The sequence below is a fragment of the Caulobacter sp. BP25 genome, from assembly GCF_002737755.1.
In the GTDB taxonomy this organism is placed as follows: Bacteria; Pseudomonadota; Alphaproteobacteria; order Caulobacterales; family Caulobacteraceae; genus Caulobacter.
In genome coordinates this window covers 219,861-244,195 of sequence record NZ_PEGH01000018.1, presented here as the reverse complement: position 1 = coordinate 244,195, position 24,335 = coordinate 219,861, and the positions used below count along the sequence as shown (strand labels likewise).

12 protein-coding genes are annotated in these 24,335 nt (G+C 66.5%); 5 read left to right on the top strand and 7 right to left on the bottom strand.

Annotation, left to right across the window (positions count from 1 at the left end):
- Window positions 1-6: 6 nt before the first annotated feature.
- Entirely contained in the window at window positions 7-1,566 is a 1,560-nt protein-coding gene (locus tag CSW59_RS15010) for a carboxylesterase/lipase family protein (protein ID WP_099444801.1), read from the top strand.
- Here the strand turns inward: CSW59_RS15010 and CSW59_RS15005 are convergent.
- Both CSW59_RS15005 and CSW59_RS15000 read right to left on the bottom strand, forming a co-directional pair.
- Window positions 1,563-3,407 carry a hypothetical protein gene (locus CSW59_RS15005; protein WP_099444800.1) on the bottom strand — a complete coding sequence of 615 codons (1,845 nt, stop codon included), beginning with the start codon at window positions 3,405-3,407 and terminating at the stop codon, window positions 1,563-1,565. The two genes, CSW59_RS15010 and CSW59_RS15005, sit on opposite strands and share 4 nt — an antisense overlap.
- Window positions 3,408-3,412: 5 nt before the next feature.
- Complete coding sequence (locus CSW59_RS15000) at window positions 3,413-4,729, bottom strand: MFS transporter (protein WP_099444799.1); 1,317 nt, start codon at window positions 4,727-4,729, stop codon at window positions 3,413-3,415.
- A 379-nt stretch (window positions 4,730-5,108) separates the two neighbouring features.
- On the opposite strand from CSW59_RS15000, the gene CSW59_RS14995 reads away from it, so the two are divergent.
- On the top strand, window positions 5,109-7,898 hold the full coding sequence (locus CSW59_RS14995) for a TonB-dependent receptor (RefSeq protein WP_099444798.1): 2,790 nt from the start codon (window positions 5,109-5,111) through the stop codon (window positions 7,896-7,898).
- A gap of 124 nt (window positions 7,899-8,022) precedes the next feature.
- Here CSW59_RS14995 and CSW59_RS14990 read toward each other — a convergent pair whose 3' ends face one another.
- From CSW59_RS14990 to CSW59_RS14970, 5 genes are all read right to left on the bottom strand, one after another.
- Entirely contained in the window at window positions 8,023-9,825 is a 1,803-nt protein-coding gene (locus CSW59_RS14990; RefSeq protein ID WP_099444797.1) for an amidohydrolase family protein, read from the bottom strand.
- Between the two features lie 26 nt (window positions 9,826-9,851).
- The gene (locus CSW59_RS14985; protein WP_099444796.1) at window positions 9,852-12,368 is read right to left on the bottom strand and encodes a zinc-dependent metalloprotease; all 2,517 of its coding nucleotides are present in this window, start codon (window positions 12,366-12,368) and stop codon (window positions 9,852-9,854) included.
- 20 nt (window positions 12,369-12,388) lie between these two features.
- A complete protein-coding gene (locus CSW59_RS14980) occupies window positions 12,389-15,445 on the bottom strand; it encodes a TonB-dependent receptor domain-containing protein (RefSeq protein ID WP_099444795.1) in 3,057 nt (1,018 codons plus the stop codon).
- Between the two features lie 415 nt (window positions 15,446-15,860).
- Window positions 15,861-18,179: a TonB-dependent receptor gene (locus tag CSW59_RS14975; RefSeq protein WP_099444794.1), complete on the bottom strand. Its 2,319-nt coding sequence runs from the start codon at window positions 18,177-18,179 to the stop codon at window positions 15,861-15,863.
- A 104-nt stretch (window positions 18,180-18,283) separates the two neighbouring features.
- Window positions 18,284-20,767 carry a TonB-dependent receptor gene (locus CSW59_RS14970; protein ID WP_236632229.1) on the bottom strand — a complete coding sequence of 828 codons (2,484 nt, stop codon included), beginning with the start codon at window positions 20,765-20,767 and terminating at the stop codon, window positions 18,284-18,286.
- A gap of 311 nt (window positions 20,768-21,078) precedes the next feature.
- Here CSW59_RS14970 and CSW59_RS14965 point away from each other — a divergent pair, with 311 nt between their 5' ends.
- From CSW59_RS14965 to CSW59_RS14955, 3 genes are all read left to right on the top strand, one after another.
- On the top strand, window positions 21,079-21,654 hold the full coding sequence (locus CSW59_RS14965; RefSeq protein ID WP_099444793.1) for an RNA polymerase sigma factor: 576 nt from the start codon (window positions 21,079-21,081) through the stop codon (window positions 21,652-21,654).
- Window positions 21,608-22,630, top strand: a complete 1,023-nt coding sequence (locus tag CSW59_RS14960; RefSeq protein WP_099444792.1) for a FecR domain-containing protein — start codon at window positions 21,608-21,610, stop codon at window positions 22,628-22,630. Before CSW59_RS14965 ends, CSW59_RS14960 begins: the two co-directional genes overlap by 47 nt.
- 133 nt (window positions 22,631-22,763) lie before the next feature.
- Window positions 22,764-24,248, top strand: a complete 1,485-nt coding sequence (locus tag CSW59_RS14955; RefSeq protein ID WP_099444791.1) for an amidohydrolase — start codon at window positions 22,764-22,766, stop codon at window positions 24,246-24,248.
- Window positions 24,249-24,335: the final 87 nt, after the last annotated feature.

Sequence of the window (24,335 nt, the reverse complement as noted above, 5' to 3'; positions counted from 1 at the left end):
GTGCGCATGGATCGTCGCGCCGTTCTGGCGGGAACTGCGGCCTTGGCCGCCGCCCCTCGCGTCAACGCCAGCGGTCGCGCGGCGCCCGTCACGACCACGACGGCGGGCAGAGTGCGCGGCGCGGATGTCGACGGGATCAAGGTCTTCAAGGGCGTGCGCTATGGAGCCGACACCAGCGCACGGCGCTTTCAACCGGCGCAGCCCGCCCAGCCCTGGAAGGGCGTTGTCGACGCCCTCGCCTACGGCCCGGCGTCGCCGCAACTGAAGGCCGATGAGCCGACCAGCGAGGACTGCCTGTTCCTGAACGTCTGGACACCAGGCCTGGCGGACGGCCGGGCGCGGCCGGTGATGGTCTATGTTCATGGCGGGGCCCACGCCAACGGCTCGGGATCCAGCCCGCTTTACGACGGGACGTGGCTCGCCAGGACCCATGACGTCGTGGTGGTGACGGTGAACCACCGCCTGAACTGCTTCGGCTACGCCTATCTGGCGCGGCTGGGCGGGCAGAACCTGGCCGACAGCGGCAATGTCGGGAACCTCGACCTGATCCTGGCCCTGCAATGGGTGCGTGACAACATCGCGGCCTTCGGCGGGGATCCCGGCAATGTCATGACATTCGGGCAGTCGGGTGGCGGCGCCAAGCTGGTGACTCTGATGGCCATGCCTCAAGCGGCGGGCCTCTACCACAAGGTCGCGACCATGAGCGGCCAGCACGTCACCGCCATGGGACCGATCCACGCCACGCTCCGCGCCCGCGCCTTCATGGAAAAGCTGGGCCTCAAGCCCGATCAGACCGAAGCGCTGAAAACGCTTCCCGCCGGCCAGCTGGTCGAGGCGCTAAAGATGCGCGATCCGCTGGAGCGCAAGGGCGGGATCATCTTCTGGTCGGTGCTGGATCACCGTGTGCTGAAGCGCCACCCCTTCTATCCGGACGCGCCGCGCGGAAGCGGCCACATCCCGATGATCATCGGCAACACCCACGACGAGACCAAGGCGTTCCTGGGGGGCGATCCGAGGAATTTCGCTCTCACCTGGGAAGAGTTGCCCAGCCGGATGGAGAACGAACTGGTCCTCGACCTCGCGCCAGAGCACATCATCGCCCGCTATCGCGAGCTCTATCCGGACTACAGCCCCTCGGACGTATTCTTCGCCGCGACGACGGCCGGGCGGTCCTGGCCGGGGCATCTGATCCAGGCGGAGCGGCGAGCCCAGATCGGCGCGCCGGCCTGGATGTATCAATTGGACTTCGGCGCCCAGACCGACCCGAGGATGGGCGCCTATCACAGCTACGACATCGCCCTGGTGTTCGGCACGCTGGCCGCCAAGGGCTCGATGACAGGTACGGGGCCGGCGGCCCAGAGGGTGCGCGACCAGATGAGCGCGGCCTTCGTCAGCTTCGCGCGCACGGGCGACCCGAACTGCGCGGCGATCCCGAGCTGGGAGAAGTACACCCTGCCCCAACGGCCGACTCTGGTGATCAATGAGACCTCGACGATGGTCGACGATCCGCGTCGGGAAGAGCGCGAGCTGTTTTCGGTCGCGCCCTTTCTGAAAGAAGGGACTTAAGGCCTATCCCAGGGGAAGCTCAAGGTCGGCGGGTTGGCGTGGCGCTTCATTCGGAGGGTCAGTCGCGCGCCGGCGCCCGGCGCGAGCCGCAGCGTATAGGCCGAGCCGTTCACGGCCGAGGGCAGGTCGTCGCCAATCGCGGCGCTGAGGATCTGGTGCTCGCCATAAGCCCCGCCCTGCGCGGTCACGGTCCTGGAGGCGACCTGGTTGGTATTGACCAGCGTCACAATCGTCTCGTCGTCCGACAGCGTCTCGACCAGCGCGGCGACATCCGGCGGCATGCCCGCGCGGCGGCGTTCTGGGTCGAACCAGCGCAAGCGCGCGTAGCGGAGCGCTCCGCCCTGGGACGGAGAGCTCGGCGACCAGGGCGGCCGAGCGATGTGGATGCCGCCCTCCATCAGCTGGATCAGGGCCGTCACGCTGGCGGGGTTGATGTTCAGCGTCGCGTCGGCCAGGCGGGTGTCGGCGGTCGTCTTGTCGTCGCGCTGGGCTTGAGCTCTGGCCCGCACCCTTTCGAGGTCCGCGCGGAGCGCCTTGACCGGATAGCCGGGGTCCTTGCCTTCTAGATACGAGACCCAGGGATGATCGGCGGCGCGGGCACGGTCGCTAGCCTTCTGCGACATGTACCAGATCTCGAGGCCGTTCAGGCGGTACTCGCCGGGCGCATAGCTGTACCAGCCCTTCGGGCCGTACATCCGTGGAGTCATGACCTTGCCGTCGACGATTTTCTTCTGGGCGTTGATCACGTCGTTCTGGCGACGCCAGACGTCCAGGTACTTGTCGTCGCCGGTCAGCAAATAGGCGTTGAGGAAGCCGACCACGGCGCGCGGCACGCGGTTGCGGTCCTCACGCTTGCCCGTGTGCGGCGCCACGGGGCTGAAGCCCCAACCGTAGGTTCCGCTCCACCATTGCCCCTTGGGTCCGCCGACCCTGCCGTCGAGCCCGATCTTGCTGGGAAGGATATCGCTATTGGCGCGCGCCCGGTCGATCCAGGCGTCGACATAGGACACGATCCAGTCGCGGTACTTCGGCTCCTGGTCCAGCATGAAGGCGTTCATGACCAGGCTGGTAGCCTGCAGGTTCAGCGGTGAGTCGCCAACCACGTCGCCATAGTCGTCGTAATGGCGCAGCGTTTCCTCGTAGGTGCTCTCGCCGTGCTCCATGAAGAAGTGGGTTGGATCGAAGCGATCGCCCGCCCAGTCGAGCGGCGTGGCCTGTCGCAGCATCGGCCCCTTGCTACCGGTGATCATGCTGCGGATGATCTTCAGTTTGGGATCGTAGTTCGGAACTGATGGGTCCACGCCGGTGTAGAAGCCCGAAAAGCGCTTCACCCGATCGCGATAACGGGGGTCATAAGGGTCCGAAAGGCCCAGCAGATTGAACACGGACAGCCCCTCCGACAGGTGCTGCCAGTCGGTCATGACCGGGAATTCGCGGAAGTACATGCCTTCCCGAGCGAAGGGCACTTCCTTGGTCCGGGCTTCCGTATACTGCGCGACATTGCCTTCGAAGGCCTTCTTGGCCATGGCCAGGACTTGGTCACCCGCCCCCAACGCATGCAGGGTCGGCCAGTCATTGACGTTCTCGATGGCGTCATCGGGCCCGTCATTGGCGCCCCAGCGCGCCACCGCCCGCAGATAGCCCCGGTCGTCGAAATACCGATCGAAGAAGGCGGCGCAGGCCTCCTCGTTGGCCTTGAGCAGCTCTCTCTGAAGCAACGCCCATTCCGGCGGCGCCATGGGTGTCGCGACCATGGGGATGGGCGCCGCCTTGGCCTCGCGCGCCAGGGCGGCGAACGCCAGGGCAGAGGCGCCGACCAGGATGGAACGTCGGGTCGTCATATCGCTCACGCGGCCTTCAGTTCCAGGCGCTGGATTTTCCCGACGATCAGGAAGTAGGCCAGGATGGTGATCACGCAGTGGACGCCGACGAAGATCAGCGCCCCGTCGAACGAGCCGGTCGCCTTGACGATGTAGCCAATGACGATCGGGGTTACGATGCCCGCCGTGTTGCCGAAGGTGTTGAAAACCCCGCCCGTCACGCCCGCCATCTCCTTGGGCGAGGTGTCGGATACGACAGCCCAGCCCAGCGAGGCCACGCCTTTGCCGAAGAAGGCCAGGGCCATGACCACCACGACCAGCCACTCCTGCTCTATCCACACGCAGGCGATGATGCTGGTCGCCAGGATCATGCCCAGCAACAGCGGCGTCTTGCGGGCGATGTCGAGAGATCCGGTCCGCTTGAGCAGGTGGTCGGAGATCACCCCGCCGGCCACGCCGCCCACGAAGCCGGCCAGGGCCGGCGCGGCGGCGGTGAAGCCCGCCTCCATGATCGACATGCCCCGCGCCTTGACCAGATAGATCGGGAACCAGGTGACGAAGAAATAGGTCAGCACATTGATGCAGTACTGGCCCAGATACACGCCCAGCAGCATCCGGCTGGACAGCACCTGCTTGACGTTCGTCCAGGTGAAGGCCGCGCCGTTCGACGCGGAGGCCTCCTCCATCCGCACCAGGCCACCGCCGGCTTCGATGTGATCGAACTCGGCCTTGTTGATCCAGGGGTGGGTGGTTGGGCTGTGGATAAGCTTGGCGAAGAACAGGGCCGCAATCAGCCCCACGGCGCCCATCACCCAGAACACCGACCGCCAACCGAAAGTGTGGGCCAGCCACCCCATCAGCGGCGCGAAGGCGACCAGCGAAAAGTACTGGGCCGAGTTGAAGATCGCCGAAGCGGTCCCCCGCTCCGCCCCGGGGAACCAGGCCGCGACGATGCGGGCGTTGGCCGGGAAGGACGGTGACTCGCCCAGACCCACCGCGAAACGCATGGCGAAGAACATGACGGCCGCCGCTAGGCCCGTGAAGAATCCGGCCAGTCCTTGGAGAGCGGTGAACAGAGACCAGACCACCAGCGAGATCAGATAGATCGTCTTGGAGCCAAAACGGTCCAGCAGCGCGCCGCCAGGAACCTGTCCCAGAACATAGGCCCAGGCGAAGGCCGACATGATGTAGCCCATCGCCACCGGATCGAGGCCCAGCTCTTTCGACGCCGACTGTCCGGCGATCGAGAACGTCGCGCGATCAGCGTAATTGATCGTCGTGATGATGAAGAGAACCGTGATGATCAGCCAGCGCACCCGCGTGCGCTTGATGGAGTCCGCCATACGCGTCCCTTCCCTTGCCCAAACCGATCTACCGTCGGCGTTAGGATGGCGACGCTAGAGGCGTCCGGCGGGAAGGTCTAAGTCAATTCGCCTATGGACCGATCCACAGGCGACATGGATCGAGGCGGCTTTGGCATCGAACCTCGCCTTTTTTTGGCGGCGCAACTAGCGCGCAGTCCGAAAAGAGTCGGGAAAATAGATCTACATTGGCCTGATGGGCTCCAGCCTTGGCTCGATCCGTGCTGAACGCGCATTGGTCCATACCCGATTGAGATTGGCCCTCGAAGAAAAGCCATTCCTATCCTGACGCCAAAGAAGAAGGCGGTCGAACCGCCTTCGACACAAAGCACGCCCGAACTCGCGGGCGCTGGGAGGGAACATGTCGACCAACCACAAACCCGTCGTGCGCGCCGTCCTGGCGCTGAGCGCCTCGACCCTGGCCCTGACGCTGGCCAGCACGGCCGTCGCGCAGGACGCCGCCCCGGCTCAAGCCACGGATGAGGTCGAGGCCATCGTCGTGACCGGCTTCCGCGCCAGCCTGCAAAGCGCAATGAATCTTAAGCGCAACGAGACCGGCGTCGTGGACGCCATCAAGGCCGAGGACGTCGCCCAGTTCCCCGACCTGAACCTCGCAGAATCCTTGCAGCGCATTCCGGGTGTCTCGATTTCGCGGATCAACGGCGAAGGCCGCCAGATCACCGTCCGAGGCCTGGGCTCGGAATACACCCGCGTCCGTATCAACGGCATGGAGGCCATTTCCACGACCGGCGGCACGGCCAACAGCGGCGGCACCAACCGCGGCCGCGGTTTCGACTTCAACGTCTTCGCCTCGGATCTCTTCAACAGCATCGCGGTGCGCAAGACCGCCTCGGCCGATGTCGAGGAAGGCTCGCTGGGCGCGACCGTCGACCTGACTACCTCGCGCGCCTTCGACACGCGTAAGCCCCAGCTCGTGTTGTCGGTCGGAGGCAGCTACAATGATCTTTCCGAGAAGACCACGCCGCGCGTTTCGGCCCTGGCCAGCCGCACCTTCTTTGACGGCAAGCTGGGCGTGCTGCTCTCGGCCGCCTACGAAGAGCGCCGCCTGAAGGAAGAAGGCGCCAACATCACGCGCTGGACCTATGGCGGCTCCAACGGGGGCTTCAACGCCGCCTCGACGGTTCCGGGCTACACGATCGCCCAGATCAACAACACCGACCCGACGACCGGCATCTTCGCCCCGCGCATTCCGGCGTATGTCAGCTACGATATCAACAACAAGCGCCTGGGCCTGACGGGTTCGCTGCAGTTCAAGCCCGACGCCGACACTGAGATCACGCTCGACACGCTGTACGCCTATCTGCACGGCATCCGGAAAGAGGCCCAGCTTCAGGCCATCGGCCTGTCGCGCTCGGGCGTTGGCAAGCCGCAGACGATCATCCGCGACGGCGTCGTGGAGAACGGGAACCTCGTCTACGCGCGGATGGACAATGTCGATCTGCGCACCCAGTCGGCCTATGACGAGCTGAACACCGAGTTCAAGCAGTTCACCCTGTCGGCCAAGCGCAACATCGGCGACCGCCTGGTGATCGGCGCGCTGGCGGGCTACGCGGACTCGACGTTCACTCAGCCGGTCTCGACGATCGTCACCTTCGACCGGGCCAACAGCGCCAACTACCAGTACGATTTCCGAAAGGGCCGCGCGCCGCAGATCCTTCTGGGCTTCGACCCGACCGATCCGGCCAACTGGTCGGCCATCAACGGCACGTCGGAAGTCCGAATCCGCCCGCAGTTCGTCGAGAACCAGTTCTCGACCGCCAAGATCTATGGCGAGTGGGACGCCAACGAGAACATCAAGATCAAGGCCGGCGTCGACTGGCGCAAGTTCGAGTACGACAGCTATGGCCAGTACCGGACCAGCGAGACGGTCAGCCAGACCCTGACGGCGGCCGAGCTGGCCTCGGTCTCCAAGGTGTTCAGCGGCTTTGGCAAGGGGATGAACCTGCCAGCGGGCAACTTCACCGCCTGGCTGGTTCCGGACATCGACAAGTACGCCGCCCTGCTGAACATCTACAGCAACACCGGCATCTACGCCCTGACCAACACCAACAACAGCTCGGCGCGCGGCCAGTACGGCGCGGTCGAGGAGCAGGACACCGGCGCCTACGTCCAGGCCGACTTCCGCTTCGAGGCCTTCGGTCTGCCCTTCCGGGGCGACGCGGGCGTACGCCGGGTCCACACCCAGCAGGAGTCGGCGGGCTACGCCGCCGTGTCGGGCTCGATCCAGCGGGTCGAGGTCAAGCGCGACTACGACCTGACCCTGCCGTCGTTCAACCTCGCCGCCGACGTCACCGACACCTTCGTGGCGCGCTTGAGCGCCGCCAAGACCATCGCCCGTCCGGGCATCGGCTCGCTGTCGCCCGGCGGCGACGTCTCGGTGCAGGGCGCCAACCGCAACTACAGCTCGGGCAACCCCTTCCTGAAGCCGACCCAGTCCAAGAACCTGGACGTGTCGCTGGAATGGTACCCGGCTTCAGGCACGATGCTGGCGGCAGGCTTCTTCTTCAAGCGGATCGACACCTTCGTCGCGACGCTACGCCGCGAAGCCGTCTACAGCACGCTGGGACTGCCAGACTCCTTGCTGACCGGCACCGGCGCGACGCCCGATCAGGTGTTTCAAGTCACCCAGCCGGTCAACTCGGACGGCGGCGACCTGAAGGGCTTCGAGCTGAACATCCAGCAACCCTTCACCTTCCTGCCGGGCTGGCTGAGCCAGTTCGGCATGATCGCCAACTACACCTATGTCGACTCCAAGATCGAATATCTCACGTCGACCACCGCGGGCGCGCCGACGGTGAACGCCACCTTGGTCGGTCTGTCGAAGAACGCCGCCAACCTGACGCTCTACTACGAAACACCGAAGTGGAGCGTGCGCGGCTCGCTGGCCTATCGCGACGGCTATCTGACCCAGGTTCCCGGCAGCGACGGCAACACCATTCAGGGCACCAACGAGACCTTGAACGTCGACATGCAGGCCAGCTGGAACATCCGCGACAACCTGAAGCTCTCGATCGAAGGGGTGAACCTGACCGACGAGTTCAACGACCAGTACGTCGGCGATAGCAACCGGTTGAACGTTTACACCCACAGCGGCCGCCAGTTCATCGTCGGCCTCCGTTATAACTTCTAGGCGCTCCTCCTCCTTCCCTTGCCTAGACCGGCGCCGCCCCAGGGTCCTGGGGCGGCGTTTTCTTTCCTGCCTAGCGAGAAGGCGAGCGCGCGCCCGGACGGACGGACCGCCCCGCGCCACCGGCCTAGTAGAAGGTCACATCGTCCAGCTCGAACCACAGCTTGCGGCCGGCCGGGCGCGAGCCGCCGACGCCGACCTCAAGCAGATCCGCGCCCGTCCACGCGCCCTCGCCCCTGCCCGCGCGGGCGAAGGCCGAAAACGGCACGGTGACCTTAGCCCAGGTCGGCTGGCCCGTGACCTTGGCGGTCCAGGGGCCCGAGACGGTGTTGATAGTCACCACATAGGGGCCGCCATCACCGCGGATATCGAAGCTCACGCCCTTGAAGGCGGTGGCGTCGACCGGCTGTACCGAGCCCCGGCTCAGCGGTAGCAGAACGCCAGCGTCCGGCTCGGCCTTGATCGCCATCTTGGCGGCGACGCTGAGCACAAGGTCGCCATCGCCCTTGTCTAGCACCTGCGAGACTTCCAGGCTGCGGTCGCGGCCGCCGTCGAAGTCGTTGAGGCGCAGGGTGTCGAGGCTGGTGCGTCCGTAAGCGCCCTGGAAGTCGTCGATCAGCGCCGTGGCCTTCAAGGCTGGCAGGGTCGGCTTGTCATTGGCCGGCGAGCGGACCGCGCCCTGACCGAAGACCAGTTTTCCGTCGATGAACACCCGGTCGACCTTGCGGACGTCCTCGATGCGGGTCCAGGGCGTCCCAGCAATCAGCACGAGGTCGGCGCGCTTGCCCTTCTCCAGTGTGCCGCGATCGGCCAGCAGGTTCATGGCGCGCGCGCTGGTGGCGGTACCGGCGATCAGGGCTTCGGACGGCGTCAGCCCCGCCTGCACCAGCAGCTCCATCTCGCGCAGGGTCGAGGCGCCATGGACCGTGCCTGGCATGCCAGCATCGGTGCCGAGCGCGATCGGGACCCCGGCGTCCTTCAGCGTTTTCACATTGGCCAGGGCGTAGCCGAACTTGCGCGCGGCCTGCTTGGCGCGGGGGCTGTCGGGGTCGGCCGGGGGCTTCTGGCCCGGCTTGACCGGCTCGTAGACCGCCAGGGTCGGCGCGTAGAAGGTGCCGTTGGCCTTCAGCTTGGCGACAGTCTCGGCGTCGACCGGCCTGTCCTGCAGACTGTGGGCGATGATGTCCACGCCGGAGTCCGCCGCCACGCCGCCGCGGTCGGACGTCACGGTGTGCGACAGGACCTTGAGGTTCTGCTTGTGCGCCGCCTCGGTCAGGGCCTTCAGCGTCCAGCCGTCCATGCTGGTGTTGTCCGGGGCCGAGCCATAGCGCCAGCCGTCGGTGAAGGCCTTGACCGCGTCGGGCTTGTACGGCGCCAGACCCTCCACCGCCGCGCGGGCGCTTTCGGGCGTGTCGACCCAGCGGGTGGTCGCTTCGTCGGCCCAGTCGGCGCCGTGGCCGCCCGGCGTGCTGATCCGGGCGACGAAGTTGACGTGCGGCGCGGTCAGGGTCGAGAGCCACTGGCGGCGTGGCGCGAACGACTCCGGCTGCTGGTGGAAATCGTTCACCGTCGTGACGCCCGTCGCGACATAGGCGTCGGCGATCTTCGGGGTGATGGCGGGCGCGCCGGCCGGGGTCCAGTGGGTGTGGACGTCGAAGAAGCCCGGCAGCAGAGCTTCGCCCTTGGCGTCGATCACCTGGGCGCCCTTTGGCGGGCGGACATTCGGACCGATCTCGGCGATGCGCCCGTCCTGGATCACCAGCGCGCCCTTATAGGGCGCGGCGCCGACGCCGTCGAAGATCTGAGCGTTGACGATCGCCAGGGTAGACGGCGCGGCCTGGGCGCCGAACGGCAGCAGCGCGCCGGCCGCGAGGCTCACGATCAGCGCCCGTCGGGATAGGGCCACTAGCGGCGAGAGGGGAGCGGTCATGGGCGGCTTTCCTTCTGGGGTACGCATCACAAGTTCGAGCCCGGGGCGCAGAACCAGCAGTCCTCGCCACCGATCGGCATGCCGGGCGGCAGGGTCTCGACAGCGCCCGACCGGGGCGCGGCCAGGGCTTGGCGCGCGGCGGGATCGTCGCTGAGCAGCGCGCGAGACAGCATGGAGGCCTGATCGGCCTCCGCGCCGCGCCCTTGATAGTCCGCCAGAGTCTTGGCGAAGGCGCGCAGGGCGCCGTCAATCTGAGCGGCCGCCGTGGGCGACAGCGCCTTGTCGCTGAGCACGTCGACCAGATTGCCGACGATCCGGGCCCGGATCCGCCGCCGCAGGTCGCCAAGGCGGCCGTCGGCCTGCGCGCCGCCGGGCGCGACGCTGGCAAGCAGGCGATTGGTCAGCTCGGCGACGTCCAGCTGGGCTGGGTCTCGCCGGTTCTGCTCGACCACTCGGTTCAGGCGCGCCGGGTTGAGCAGCAGCGACACTGTCTGGTCCGCCGCCATTTCGGCTGTTGTGGGCAGGTCGAACACCGACGATCCAGCGGTCGGAAAGATCTCGATCTCGTAGGCCTTGTCGCGGGCGCCGGACTGGCCTGAGGACAGCAGCGCCAGAAGGCCGTCGGGCAGATCCAGCGTCGCCGGATCGGTGGTCTTGAGCAGCGCCTCCAGCGCCCGCCGCTGGCTCACCGCCGGCGTAACCGTCGCCACCTCGTGGCCGTCGCCCCGCACGGCGTAGGCGTAGTCCACCCCGCCCACCAGCTTGACCGCCGCCTCGACCTGGTAGCGGTGGAACAGATAGATGGGGACCAGCACGCGCTTCAGGTCCGCCGCCGGCGCGCCCTTGGGCAAGTTGGCGAGACCAAAGCGGCTGAGCGCCAGCCGGCGCACAGCCAGCACGTGGTCCAGCTCGGCGACCGCATCGGGACCATTGTCCCAGAGGGCGCCATAGGGCTGCCCCGTCGCCCCCCCGCGCGAGTCGGCGTCGGTGACGAAGCGCATGCCCTTGGCCTGGGCGTCACGCGCCAGCCGGTCCAGGCGTGCGGCTTCGTTTGAGCCTGGCGCGCCCTCGGAATAGAGCCAGTTGATCGCGAAACGATCCCAGGCTCCGACACCTTTGGCGTAGGCGTCCGAGAGGTCCAGGCGATCGCCTTCGATCTTCACCGCTGGCGCCGGGTAGTCCATCACCGAGGCGCGGCCATAGGTGCTGGCGGCGAAGTTGTGGGACAGGCCCAGCGCGTGGCCGATCTCGTGGACTGACAGCTGCCGAATCCGGGCGAGCGAGACGTTGATCGGGTCGTTCGGACCGCCCTTGCCCGTCTTGTCGGCCCCGACCAAGCCCTCGAAGATCATCCGATCCTGGCGCACCCGAAGCGAGCCCAGCTGAACCACGCCGCGCACGATCTCGCCGGTGCGCGGATCAACAACCGTCGTGCCGGTCGACCAGCCGCGCGTCTGGCGATGGATCCAGTTGACCACATTGTAGCGCGCGTCCATCGGATCGACGCCCTCGGGCAGTGCCTCCACGCGGAAGGCGTCGATGAAGCCAGCATCTTCGAAGGCCTTGGCCCACCAACGACCGCCCTCGATCAGGGCGCCGCGCATCGGCTCAGGCGCCCCCCGGTCGACATAGAACACGATCGGCTTCTTGACCCGCGAGCGCGCCGCGCCTGGGTCAGTCTTTTCCAGGCGGAAGCGGCGGACCAGCCGCTGGACCGTCGGCTGGTCGAGCGGCGCGGCGTAGTCCGCGAACAGCACCTGGGCCGAGGTGCCAGTGCGCGGATCGTGGGCGCGCGAGACGAAGCCAGGGCCCGGCAGGCGGATGAAGCTGTGGTGGACCCCGAAGGTCACCGCGCGAGCGTCCGGAACGATGCCGTTGACCTCGGGACCCGGCTCGTCGGCCGTGAAGGTCTGGCGCGTCTCGAACTCGAGATTGTCGGGGAAGACGCCGACCGCGCTCAGGTCGACATAGCTGAGGTTGGCGGCGGCCTTGAACGCGCCCTGCTTGCCGCGCTTGAGGGCGCTGGTGATGTCGAACGCGTCGCGCAGCAGGAAGGAAGCGATATCGACCGTGAAGCCGCCATCGGGCGTATCGGCGACGACGTCGCCCGACCAGACCACCGAGGCGGGGAAGCTGTCCTGGACGGTGCGCACCTCCTCGGCCCCGCCGTCAACGGCGCGGAAGCCATAGTTCTCGAATGCGATCAGAACCTTCTTGCCCACGCGCCGGAAGACCAGCACCTGGGTGTCGCCCGATGCGGCGCGGTCTAGCCCGACCGGGGTCGAGCCAAGACCGCCGCTGAGGCTGGGTTGATAGAGGTAGCGTCCCGACACCCCGTCGGCGGCGGGCGCCGGCAGGGTGAGGAGCACAGCGCCCTTGGCCGTGTCGGTCTTGACCGGCAGCAGGGCTTGGGAAGAGGCGGACGACGCAGCAGACGCGCGCGTCCCCGGAGCCGAGAAGGCCGCAGGCGCGGCGGCGAGGCCCAGCGCGATCACCGCGCCCGAAACCCACCAACGCGCCTTGCCGGCGCTGAGCCTTGTCATCACGTCGTCCGCCCCCCTGACTAGAACTGCTTCTTGATGCTGAAGTACCAATAGCGCGCGTACGGCGCGTAGACCGTTCCGTCATAGCCCGTCGAGCTGAGCGGCGGGTCCTTGTCGGTGATGTTGCGCACGCCCAGACGCAGCGTGGTGGCCGCCTCGGTGAAGTCGTACTGGCCGTAGAGGTTGGCGGTCAGCTGCGAGTCGACGGCCCAGGGCACGCCCGCGGAGTCGATCAGGTCGGTATCGTCGTAGCCGCCGATGTACTGGGTGAATCCGCCCACGGTCAGCTGCTTGTAGCGCCAGGTCAGCGAGGCCGAGCCCTTCCACTCGGGCTTGCCGTTCTGGTTCAGCAGGCTGCCGCCGCCGGTGATCGTGGTGCCAGCGTTGATCTTGCCTTCGTTCCGAGCCTTCAGCAGCTCGGCGATGCCCGGCGAGGGCGACTGATAGTACTTGATCAGATGGGCGGCGTTCAGGCTGAGGTCGAAGTCGCCGAAGCGGTCGGTGTTGAGCCGCCACATCAGGCCCAGGTCCAACCCTTCGACATCCTGCGGCTGAAGGTTGGTGTACTTGTCGTTGACGTACAGCACCTGACCGGCGGCGGTGAGACCCGTACCGGCAAAGGCGGCGACGTCATCAGCCGTTGGCGCGGCGCGGATGACGTTCGGGTTGCTCGAGCCCGACTGGCGCAGCAGGTAGTCCAGGATGAGGGCGTTGCCCTCGCCGAACACGCCGATCAGGCCTTTCTGCTTCACCTTCCAATAGTCGACCGTGAAGGTGAACTTGCCGAAGTTGGATGGGATGAACCGAGGCTCCAGCACCAGGCCGTAGGACAGGGTGGTCGATTCCTCAGGATCGAGGTCCGGATTGCCGGCCCGCCGCGCCGTGGTCAGCAGCGAGCGCGAGCACGAGGAGAAGGCCGTGATGCGCTTGGCCCGCAGATCGGCCTCGCAGAAGACATAGTCCGTGCGGGTGTTGGAGCGCGACACGACGGTCGCGTTGATCTGCTCCAGGTTCGGAGCACGGAAGCCTTGCGCCCAGGAGCCGCGGACCCTGACGCCATCGACCAGGTCCCAGGCGGCGGCGACCTTAGGCTTGGCGGTGCTGCCGAAGTCGCTGTAGTGCTCGTAGCGGCCAGCTAGCTGGACGTCCAGGCGATGGACCAGCGGGATAGACATCTCGGGCGACACCAGCGGCGCGGCGAACTCGAGATAGGTCGAGGCGACCGTACGGTGGCCCTTGGTGTCGGGATTGATGCTGGAGTTGATCAGGTCGCTCAGCACCGCCCTGCTAATCGGATCGGTGAAGGTGGTCGTGCCGTCGATGCGGCTGTCACGGTCGTCGAGCTGGGTCTCGCGCCGCAGCTCCACGCCCGAGGCCATGCCGACGTCGCCGCCGGGCAGCGTAAAGAGATCAGGCTTGGAGACCTTGAAGTCCCAGGAGGCCAGGGTGCTCTTGGTGCGGCGCTTGACCTTGACCTTGATGGCGTCGATCGCCGCCTGGCTGTTGACGGTCGTGTCCGCGCCGCTGGGGCTGCTGATGTTCGAGCCGTTGAAGACGTTGTAGGCGTCGGGCGTCGACAGGGCGAGCTGAGCGTAGAGCTTGGTGTTGGAGACGTTGTCGCTGATGTCGTCGGCCGTGGCCTCCGAATAGATGAACGCCGACTCCCAGTCGAAACCGAACTTCTCGCCGCGAACGCCGCCCAGCACGCGGTACTGGTCGTTGGTGACGTCCACTTCCGTCGGGCCGAGGTCGGCGAAGGTGTAGCCGCGCAAGGTCAGCGACAGGCCGGCGGCCGGGATATTGAGGTTGGGCAGGCGGTTGGGGTTGGCGGCGCCGTTCGCGAAGGTCACCGGACCGAAGGGGTTCCAGTAGTTGCTGGCCGGGATCGAGATCACGCCCGACGACAAGGTCGCGATCGGCGCCTGCTGGGCGTTGGTCTTGGCGTGATAGAAGCCAAGCTCGCCAAAGACGGTGATGTCGTCGGTCAGGTCGTAGTGACCAGTCAGGAAGACGTTCGAGCGCTTCACCGACGGAATGACGGTCGTGTTCAACGCATAGGAGTCAAAGCGCAGGTCGCGATCGACGCCCGCGGTCGCCAGCGCTCCGTCGTCGATGCAGAGACCGCCGCTGATGTTGAGCTGGCAGCCCGAGAAGCTGGACGGCTGGATGTGGAAGTAGCCCGCGCTGCTGGTCAGGGCCGTCGTACCCTGACGCACCGTGCCGAAGCTCTGGGGGGTCTGGGCGTAGACCCAGGGCGTGGTGGTGCTGCGGCCATCCAGGCTGGTGGCGCCGTCGAAGCGCGTGCCGGCGAACAGCGGGCGACGGTCCAGTGAGGCCGTGTAGGCCTGGTCCTTGGAGCGCAGGTGCGAGCGGGCGTCATACGAGACGAAGGCGCTGATGTTGCCGCGGCCTTCGGCGAAGTTCTTTCCGCCAAAGACGTTGAAATTATAGTCCTGCAGGTTCGTGCCTTCGGCCGTCCCGTACTGGATCGAGGCGGTGATGCCGTCGATGTCGTCGCGCAGCACCGTGTTGACGACCCCGGCCACCGCATCGGCGCCGTAGATGGCCGCCGCGCCGTCGCGCAGCACTTCCATGCGCTTGAGGCCCGTCACTGGAATGGCGTTGCTGTTGTAGGTCAGGACCGGCACGAGGTTGTCGTTGGCCTGGCTGGTCGGGTGCGTGACAACCCGGCGGCCGTTCAGCAGCACCAGCGTGTTGCCGATGCCAAGGTTGCGCAAGTTCACTGAACCGACGTCGCCGCGCGCGCTGTTGCTGCTGCCGGGCGTGTACTGCGCATTGAAATTCACATCGCCCATCTGCGGGATGGTGCGGAACAGGTCATCGCCCGACACTGCACCGGACGCCTGGATCTGGTCTTCGCCGATTAGCGTGACCGGCAGGGCGGCGTTGACCTTGGCTCCCTTGATCTGCGAGCCGACAACGACCACCGCCTCTACCTCTGTCACGGCGGACACCGATGGCGCCGGTTCAGCCTGTTGCGCCCAAGCATGGGCGGCGAAGCTGGCGGCGCATAGCGCCGTGGTCGCAAGCACGAGCTTGCGGTTGTTTATGTTCATGAGAGCCCCTCCAAGAACTCGACGCGCGAGCCGCTCCCCATTCTCCTTCACCGACGAAGAAGAACTCGGCTCCCGCCATACGCCCACCCACTGGAGCGGACGAATGCTATTCCCATCAAATGAATAGGGTTTGGTAGGGGAAATTTTCTAACAATCGCCGCAGCAATGATCACAGAAGAGCAATGCTATGCCCGGGATCGCTCAAGACAGAAGCACAGGAAGATTGATGTAATTGTGGATTGACATCCTATATTTATAAACAGAGCGAACGCATTTTTACCTATTGATGCTGAAATGGATTGATAACCATGCATGGATATCGCGAAATTATATCGCGGAAAATTCGAAATTATAAGCAAATCCATGCGGCCGACACGGCGTTGGAGGCGGACTGACGCCCGCCTCCGCCTCATCCCTAGAAGCGTTTGCGCACCGAGAAACCGGCCGTACGCGGATTGATGCTGACCACCTGCTGCTTGTTGTTCACAGCCGAGGTCACGCTCATCAGCCCGACTTCATCGGTGACGTTGTTGACGAACAGGTAGGCGCCCCAGTCGGCGCCTTCGACGCCAGCCCGGAGGTTGGCGTAGCCATAGTCGCCCTGCTTCTCGTAGTAGACATAGGTCGGGCGGAACTGCGAGGCCGACTCGCCGACATAGGCGTAGTCGGCGCGAACCAAGCCGTTCAGATCGCCGTTGAGCGGCCAGGTGTACTCGGCCGAGGCCGAGCCGCTGTACTTGGCCACGTTCGGGAACTCATCACCGCGCAGGCCGGTCGAGCCGGTGATCAGGATCGTGGAGTTGGCCTGGTCTTCCGTCAGCTTGGCGTCGACGATGGCGGCGGTGGCTTGCAGCGTCAGGCCACGGATAGGACGGGCGACCGCTTCCACCTCGAAGCCCTTGATCTTCGCCTTGCCGGCGTTGGTCAGATAGCTGAAGGCCCCGTTGGCGCTGGTGGCCGAGATCTGCATGTTCGACCAGTCAATCTGATAGGCCGCCGCGTTCAGCGTCAGGCGACGGTCGAACCACTGGCTCTTGATGCCGCCCTCATAGTTCCACAGGCTGTCGGGTTGGTAGGCCAGCAGCGCGCTGGCCAAGCCTGGCACGTTGTTGGCGCCGCCCGGCCGGAAGCCCTTGGCCGCCACGGCGTAGACCATGACGTCGGACGTGACCTGGTAAGACGCGTTCAGCTTGCTGACCCAGCCGTCGGCGCTGGCGTCGACCTGGGCGGCCGGCCCCACGTAGGACTGGGTGATGAAGTTGCTGATCAGGACCTGGCCTGAGACCGTCTTGTCGTAATTGAAGCGGCGCAGGCCGCCGGTCAGCGTCAGCTTCTCGATGGGCTTGTAGGAAACTTCGCCGAAGAAGGCGGTTTGCTTGGTCTCGGTGCCAACGTGACGCCAGGCGGTCAGGTCGTTGGGGTTGATGATCCCCGTGGCGGCGTCGCCCTTGGCGACTTTGCTCTCGATGTAGTCGTCGCGCTTCTCAAGATAGACGCCCGCCGTCCAGTCGACCTTGTCGTCGAACAACGACCCGGTCGCGCGCAGTTCGTGGTTCCAGGAGGTCAGGCCCATCGGCTGGTACAGAGCGCCCGGCGTGCGGCTGTCGGCGTAGGCGGTGTAGGCGGTCAGCTGAGACGCGGTGCAAGCCGGGTTCGTCGAGCCGGTCGCGGCGGGACCGCCGGCGACCCAGTTGCGGCACGAGGTGGCGTTGGCGCGGCTGCCCGAGAGGGTCGGGCTGTAGTCGGAGTTCCGCAGCAGCGTCCACTTGTAGTAGGACGAGGTCGCCGTAACCGTGGCGAAGCTCAGGTCCCACTTTCCCGTGACGTTGTAGAGCCGCAGGTTGTCGCTGGTCGGCGCGATGACCCGAGCATTGGTGTTGTACTCTTCTTTGCCGAGCGCGGGGTACCAGCTGTTCTGACCGTCCAGGGTGGTCTTCTGGAACAAGCCCGAGGCGTTTATCGTCAGGTTCTCGGTGGGCGTGAAGCCCAGCATCAGACGACCGCCGCTGGAATGCTGGTCGTTGATGTTCTTCTTGTTCAGCAAGACGTTGTCGACATAGCCGCCGCCCTCTGTCTTGTAGAGCACCAGGCGCGCGGCCAGCTTGTCCTCGATCAGGGGCACGTTGACCATGCCCTTCACCGAATAGCCGGCGTTGCCGCCCTTGGTGCTGGTCCCCTGGGCCTCGACGGCGCCCGCGTAGCGGCTGCTGTCGGGCTTGTTGAGAATCACGCGGAGCGTGCCGCCCATGGAACCCGAGCCATACAGCGTGCCCTGCGGGCCGCGCAGCACCTCGACGCGCTCGGCGTCGAACAGGTTGACGTCGGCGCTGGTCGAGCTGGCGTCGGCGGTCGTGCCGGCGGGCCCCGTCAGCGGGGTTTCGTCGTAGTAGAGGCCGACCGTGGCTTCGCCGGCGCTGCGCACGCCGCGCAGGGTCAGGCGGCGGCTGGTGGGCGAGTTGCCGTCGACCTGCAGGTTAGGAACAGTGCGGAAATAGTCCTGGATGCCTGAGGCGCCCAGAGCTTGCAGCGACTTCTCCGTGACCGCACTGACACTGATCGGCGTGGTTTGGACAGTGGTCGAGCGCTTCAGAGCGGTGACCACGACTTCCTCGATAGTGCTGGCGTCGGCGGGTTGGCTGGCCGCCTGCTGAGCAAGTGCTTGGCCCCCGGCCAGGCTCGTCAGGGCGCTGGCGCCCAGCGCCAGGGCGCGCAGACCTCTAAACTGCAGTCTCATTCTTGATCCCCTCTTCGCGGTCCGCTCGACAGGCGGCCTGTAGGATCAGACGCAAGGCGTCCCGGCGACCTCATCGCGGGTGACGAAAAAGGTAAAGCTTGGCCCTAGAAGCGCCGCTCGACCTGCAGGCGCAGCGTGCGCGGGGCGACGCCGAAATACTCGATGGGACCAGAGGTGTTCCGCGCCGCAGACGCCCGCCCCGCCCGATCGAGGATATTGTCGATCGAAAGATCAACGCTCCACGCGCTGGCTCGTAGGCCTGCGTTGGCTCCGAAGACGGCGTAGCCGCCCATCTTCAAGTAGTCGGGATTGTCGGGATTGAAGGCCGCCCGCGCGATCCCAGCGTAGGAGGCGTCCAGGCGCAAACTCGCTTCAAGCGTCCCCACCGCCCATCTGCGCTCGACGGACCCCGAGGCCGCGAGGCGCGGAACCGTCGGCAGCCGATCTCCGGCGCGTCCTAGCCCGATGGCGGCGTTGGTGACCTGATCGGCTGTGAGCCGCGCGTCGGTCAGGGTCAGATTGGCGGCCAGGTCCCAGCCCGCCAGCCGCCGCGCGGCGACCTCCGCCTCCAGCCCCCGGATGCGGCTGGCGCCGATGTTCGTGAGGTACGAGAAGGCTCGGTTCTGGGTCTGGGCCGCGTACTGCATGTCGCGCCAGTCGATCTGATAGAGCGCGATATTGGCCGTCAGCCTTTGGCTGGCCGCCTGCGTCTTCAAACCCAGCTCGTAGTTCGTCAGGCGGTCGGAGCGATAGGCGGCCAGGGCGTCTGGCAATCCTGGCACCACATTGACGCCGCCGGGCCGGAAACCTTGGGAGACCTGCGCGTAGGCGAACAGGTCCGTCGAGAGCTCGTGGCTGACCAGGGCCTTGAGGCTCCAGCCGCGCTCCTCTGTCCTCTGGTCGATCGCATAACCTGCCCAGGTTCCCGACACGACATTGGGGACCTGCACCTGGCCGCTGTCGCGCTTGTCGTAGTCGAACCGGCGACCGCCAAACGTTAGCCGCGTGGCCGAGCCGACCGCGTATGACGCCTCGCCGAACACCGCACTCTGACGCAGGCGATTGTCGATACTGCGACGGCCGATCATCACCGCCGGCTCGACTAGCGCGCCGGTGGCGGGGTCGACGTGGCGCACCTGACTGTCGATGTGATCCAGCCGCACCTCGTTGTAGACGCCCACCGTCCAGCTGAACGCACCCTCCCCGGTCGAAGCGGCGCGGACCTCCTGAATTCGGGCGGTCAGGGTCGCCGGCTGGTTCAGGATCGCGGGATACACGCTATCGACATAGGCGCCGTACCCTTGGACCTGCGCCACGTCACAAGCGCTGGCGATCGAGAAGTAGCGCATGCAGCCGGTCGCGCTCTCGCGCTCGCCCAATAGAACGCCGCTGTAGTCGGAGCGGCGGGTCAGGCGCCAACGATACCAGGACGCTGCGGCGGTGACCTCGGCACCGTCGCCGCGCCAGCGCAGGGTGGAGGAGGCCAGGTCGATCTCGCCATCAAACGGCGCCCGCCCCGCATGGACGGTGCGCCACGGTCCGGCGATGTCGTTCCAGGCCGGAATGTCGTCGCGATGGTTCTTCTGATGCGTTGCTGAAAGTAGGGCTGAAAACCTCTCGTTCGGCGACCACAGGACAAGCGCTCGCGCGCCCTGGATGCGCGAGGCGTCGACATCGGAGAGCCCTAGCCGGACGTTGTCGATCACGCCAGGCTGGCGCTGGTCGTAGGCGGTCAGCCGCACCGCCAGGACGTCCGGGATGACGACCGTGTTCAGCGTTCCGGTGACGCCGCCCGCCTGCCCGCCGTGCGCGGCCGCCACCACGCTCGCGCTGACGGCCCCGCCGTTCGCGTTGAGATCCGGGCGTTTGAACAGAATCCGCAGCGCCCCGCCCATCGCACCTGAGCCGTAGAGCGTGCCCTGGGGACCGCGCAGCAGTTCGATCCTGTCGACGTCCACCAGCGCCAGCTCCGGGATCATCACGCCCGGATCGGCCGTGGTTCCGACCGGCCCGGTCATCGAGGTCTCGTCGTAGTAGAGACCCGTCGTCGCTTCGCCAGCGCCGTAGACGCCGCGCAGCACCAGGCGGCGGCCGAACGCGGTCGAGACCAGCTTCAACCCCGGCAGGAGCGGCGCGGCCTTCTCAAGATCCAGCATGCCCATGCGCGACAAATCTTCGCCAGAGACAACGACCATGCTGATCGGAGTCTGTTGCGCCAGGCTGGCTCGCCGCAACGCGGTCACCAACACCGCGTCGAGGGGGGCCGCCACCAGCGATGGAGGCGCTGGAGCGCTCGCCTCGACGGTCGGCGCGGGTCGAGGCGCGGGAACGATCAGAAAGCTCCGCCCGTCGGTCCGCACCGTAAGGCCCGATCCGGCCAGAAGTCGCCGCAGCGCCTCCTCCGGCGTGAAAACCCCGATCAGCGGCGGACTTAGGCGCGCGCGCGTTAGGACAGGTGAGAAGAGAATCTCTCGGTCGCTGCGCACCGCCAATTTGTTCAGCGCCTGGCTCAGAGGCTGGGCGGGCATGTCGAAGCGATACGCCGCCGCCGGCTTTCGCGCACCGGCGGCGGCGACCGGCGCCATCATCCCAGGGCGACCGCACATAACAAGAGCAAGGCGGAACCGCGCCTCATCGACGCTCCCGCCTCTCCACACCAAGACACAACGACTCTCGACCTCCCCGACGGCCTCATCCTTACGCCGCGAGGGCGTCGACCATGCCTCATTTCGCCGGGCCGTCCGTCTTCGGGCCGCGTTCCGACGCCACAAGATCGCCTGTTGCATAGCCACTAGGCAACTGGCCGCGCGGCCTCCGACATCCTCCACCATCGGTCCGCGCCGCTTGACAGAGCCGAGACGGCGATCTCAGCATCCCCCTCGATGTCGGGGCGCACACAATGATCTGGGGCAGGAAGCCTCTCGGGCCCGCAGACCAGGATCAGCTCCTGGCCGAAAGCAGCGCGCGCTTCACCCCCGCGCTCCGAGCCTTCTTCTCTCGCCGGGCTCCCTCCAGTGATGTCGAGGACCTCGTTCAGGAGGTTCTGCTCCGTATCCACAAGCGCCAGCCTGGCGCGGTGGTCACCAATGTCGAAGGCTATCTCTTCGAGGTCGCCGCCAATGTGCTGATTGATCGCGGCCGGCGCGATCGTACGCGCCGGCGCTCAGACCACTGCGAACTGCAAGAAATTCATCATCCGGTTGATGAAATGTCACCGGAGCGCGTCCTACAGGGACGGGAACAGATGGCGCGGGTCCTGGCTGCGTTGAACACGCTGCCGGAACGTACGCGACGGGTTTTCATCCTCGTGCGCTTCGAGGAGATGAGCTACAAGCTCGTCGCCCAGCGCCTGGGTGTCTCCGTCAGCGCTGTCGAGAAACATGTGATGAAGGCGCTGCGGCATTTGCACGAGCGCCTGCGGGATCAGGATGACGTCGACCACGTCGGGCAAAGAGACAGCAGACGACCCGGCTAGCGCGGCGACGTGCTGGTTCGCGCGTCTGCAGAGCGACGACGTCTCGGCGCGGGACCGCCGGGACTTCCAGCTTTGGCTTGACGCCGACGCCGCGAACGCGGCGGCGTGGCGAGAGATCGGTTCGACCTGGGAGTCGATGGCCCTGCTTGAGCGCGATCCGGCGATGGCCGCCTTGCGGGCAGACGCTCTGGGCGCCACGGACCACAGGCCTCGCCGCCTCAGCCGCCGGAACCTAGGGTTGGCGGCCGCGAGTCTCGTGGCTCTGGCTGGCGGCGCCGTTCTGGGCCAGCGCTGGCTGACGACCAGCAAGACCTCCGCCCCTGAAGCGGACGAGCCAGTATTCACGACCGGCGTGGGCGAGCGCTCGACCTTCCGCCTGGCTGACAATTCGGTCGTTACGCTCAGCACCGATTCCGCCGTCCGCGTGAACCGATGGGACAAGGCGCGCCGCCTGACGCTGGTTCGAGGCCAGGCCTTCTTCCAGGTCGCCGAGGACCCTGCGCGCCCGTTCGTGGTCGTGGCTGGCGACAAGCAGGTGACGGCGATCGGCACGGCCTTCGACGTGAGGATGGAGCCCGGCAAGCTCTCGGTGACGCTGGTCGAAGGGCGCGTGCGGATCGCTGGCGCGTCCCCCACGGGCGAGCGGAAGGTCGAGATGTCGGCCGGCTCGCGCTTCGTCGCGGCCGAACCCGCCGACTGGGCGGTCGCCCCGGTCGACACCGCCAAGGAGTCGGCTTGGCTGCAAGGCCGGCTCGTCTTTGACGGCGAGCCTCTTTCGGCGGTGGTCGCCGAGATGAACCGCTTCTCCAAACGCAAGCTGTCCGTGACGGATTCGGCCCTGGCCGCGACCCCCGTCAGCGGCGTGTTCAAGACGGGCCAGGTCGACGCCTTCGCGACCGCGCTCAAGACCTATGGCCTGGCCGACATCGGCCATGCGGACGAAACCCGCATCGAGCTGGTCCGCCCACGCGCCTGATCCACACGGCGAACCCGATCGCCGGCGAATTTATTGTACCGGCGGGGTGAGGTTTCGCGCCGCTCTCGCGTCGTACAGTAAGGCGCCTTCCGGCCAGGCTGGCGCCGTCGTCGCTTTCTCGGGGAAACCATCCATGAAGATCTCCGCCCTGAAGCTCGCGCTTCTGTCCGCCACCATGGCGACGGGACTGCTGGCGCCCCAGGCCTTCGCCAAGCCGATCACCGACGCTGATCGCGCTCAGATCCTGAAGGCCGTCGACGCCGACGCCGCCCAGATCCAGGACGCAGCGCTGAAGATCTGGAGCTTCGCCGAGGTCGGCTACCAGGAGACCAAGAGCACGGCCCTGCTGCAGAGCCAGCTCAAGGCAGCGGGCTTCGACATCAAGGCGGGCGTCGCGGGCGAGCCGACGGCGTTCATCGCCAACTATAAGAACGGCCCGGGGCCCGTGGTCGCCATTCTCGCCGAGTTCGACGCCCTGCCCGGCCTGGCCCAGACCGCCGATCCGGTGAAAACCCCGATCCCGGGCCAAGTCGCCGGCCACGGCTGCGGCCACAACCTGTTCGGCGCGGCCTCCGTCGGCGCGGCTGTCGCGCTCAAGGCCTGGATGGTCAAGAACAACGTGAAGGGCGAGCTGCGCGTCTACGGCACGCCCGCCGAGGAAGGCGGCTCGGGCAAGGTCTACTTCGTGCGCGACGGCCTGTTCAAAGATGTCGACGTCACACTGCACTGGCACCCCGCCAACGCCAACAGCGCCGTCCAGGGCGTCTCCATGGCCAATATTAGCGGCAAGTTCCGCTTCCGGGGTGTCTCGGCCCATGCCGCCGGCGCGCCCGAAAAAGGCCGGTCCGCCCTCGACGGCGTCGAGGTCATGGACGTGGCCGCCAACTTCCTGCGCGAGCATACGCCCGACAAGACCCGGATCCATTACGTGATCACCTCGGGCGGTTCGGCGCCGAACGTCGTTCCAGACTTCGCCGAGGTCTACTACTACGTCCGCCACCCCGACCCCGCCGTCGTCAAGGACGTCTGGTCGCGCGTCGAGAAGGCCGCCGAGGGCGCGGCCCTGGCCACCGGTACGACGGTCGAGAAAGAGATCACCGGCGGCGTCTACGCCCTGCTCCCCAACGACACCCTGGGCCGCGTGATGGACGCCAACCTGCGCAAGGTCGGCGGCATTACCTGGACGTCCGAGGAGATCGCCTTCGCCAAGAAGATGCAGACCTCAATGGTCAATCCGCCTTCGATCGACTCGGTCAAGACGATCGAGCCCTACAAGGTCGAGCTGGAAGGCGGCGGCGGCTCGACCGACGTCTCCGACATCAGCTGGGTGACGCCCACGGTGGGCCTTGGCACGGCGAGCTTCGTGCCAGGCTCGGCGGGCCACAGCTGGCAGAACGTCGCGGCCGCCGGGATGTCGATCGGCGTCAAGGGCGCGGTCAACGCGGCCAAGACCCTGGCGCTGACCGGCGCGGACCTTTTCACCAGCCCGGACATCATCAAGAAGGCCAAGGCCGAGCTCGACCAGCGCCGCGGCCCGGACTTCACCTACAAGGCCATGCTGGGCGACCGTCCACCGGCCTTGGACTACCGCAAGCCGGCCGCCGCCGGACGCGAATAACGATCGCTTCCCCCTTTAGCGATCGTCAGCGGCCGGCGCCGTCTCTCCCCCCTTGAGCGCCGGCCGCGCCTTCCTGCATCGTCTCTG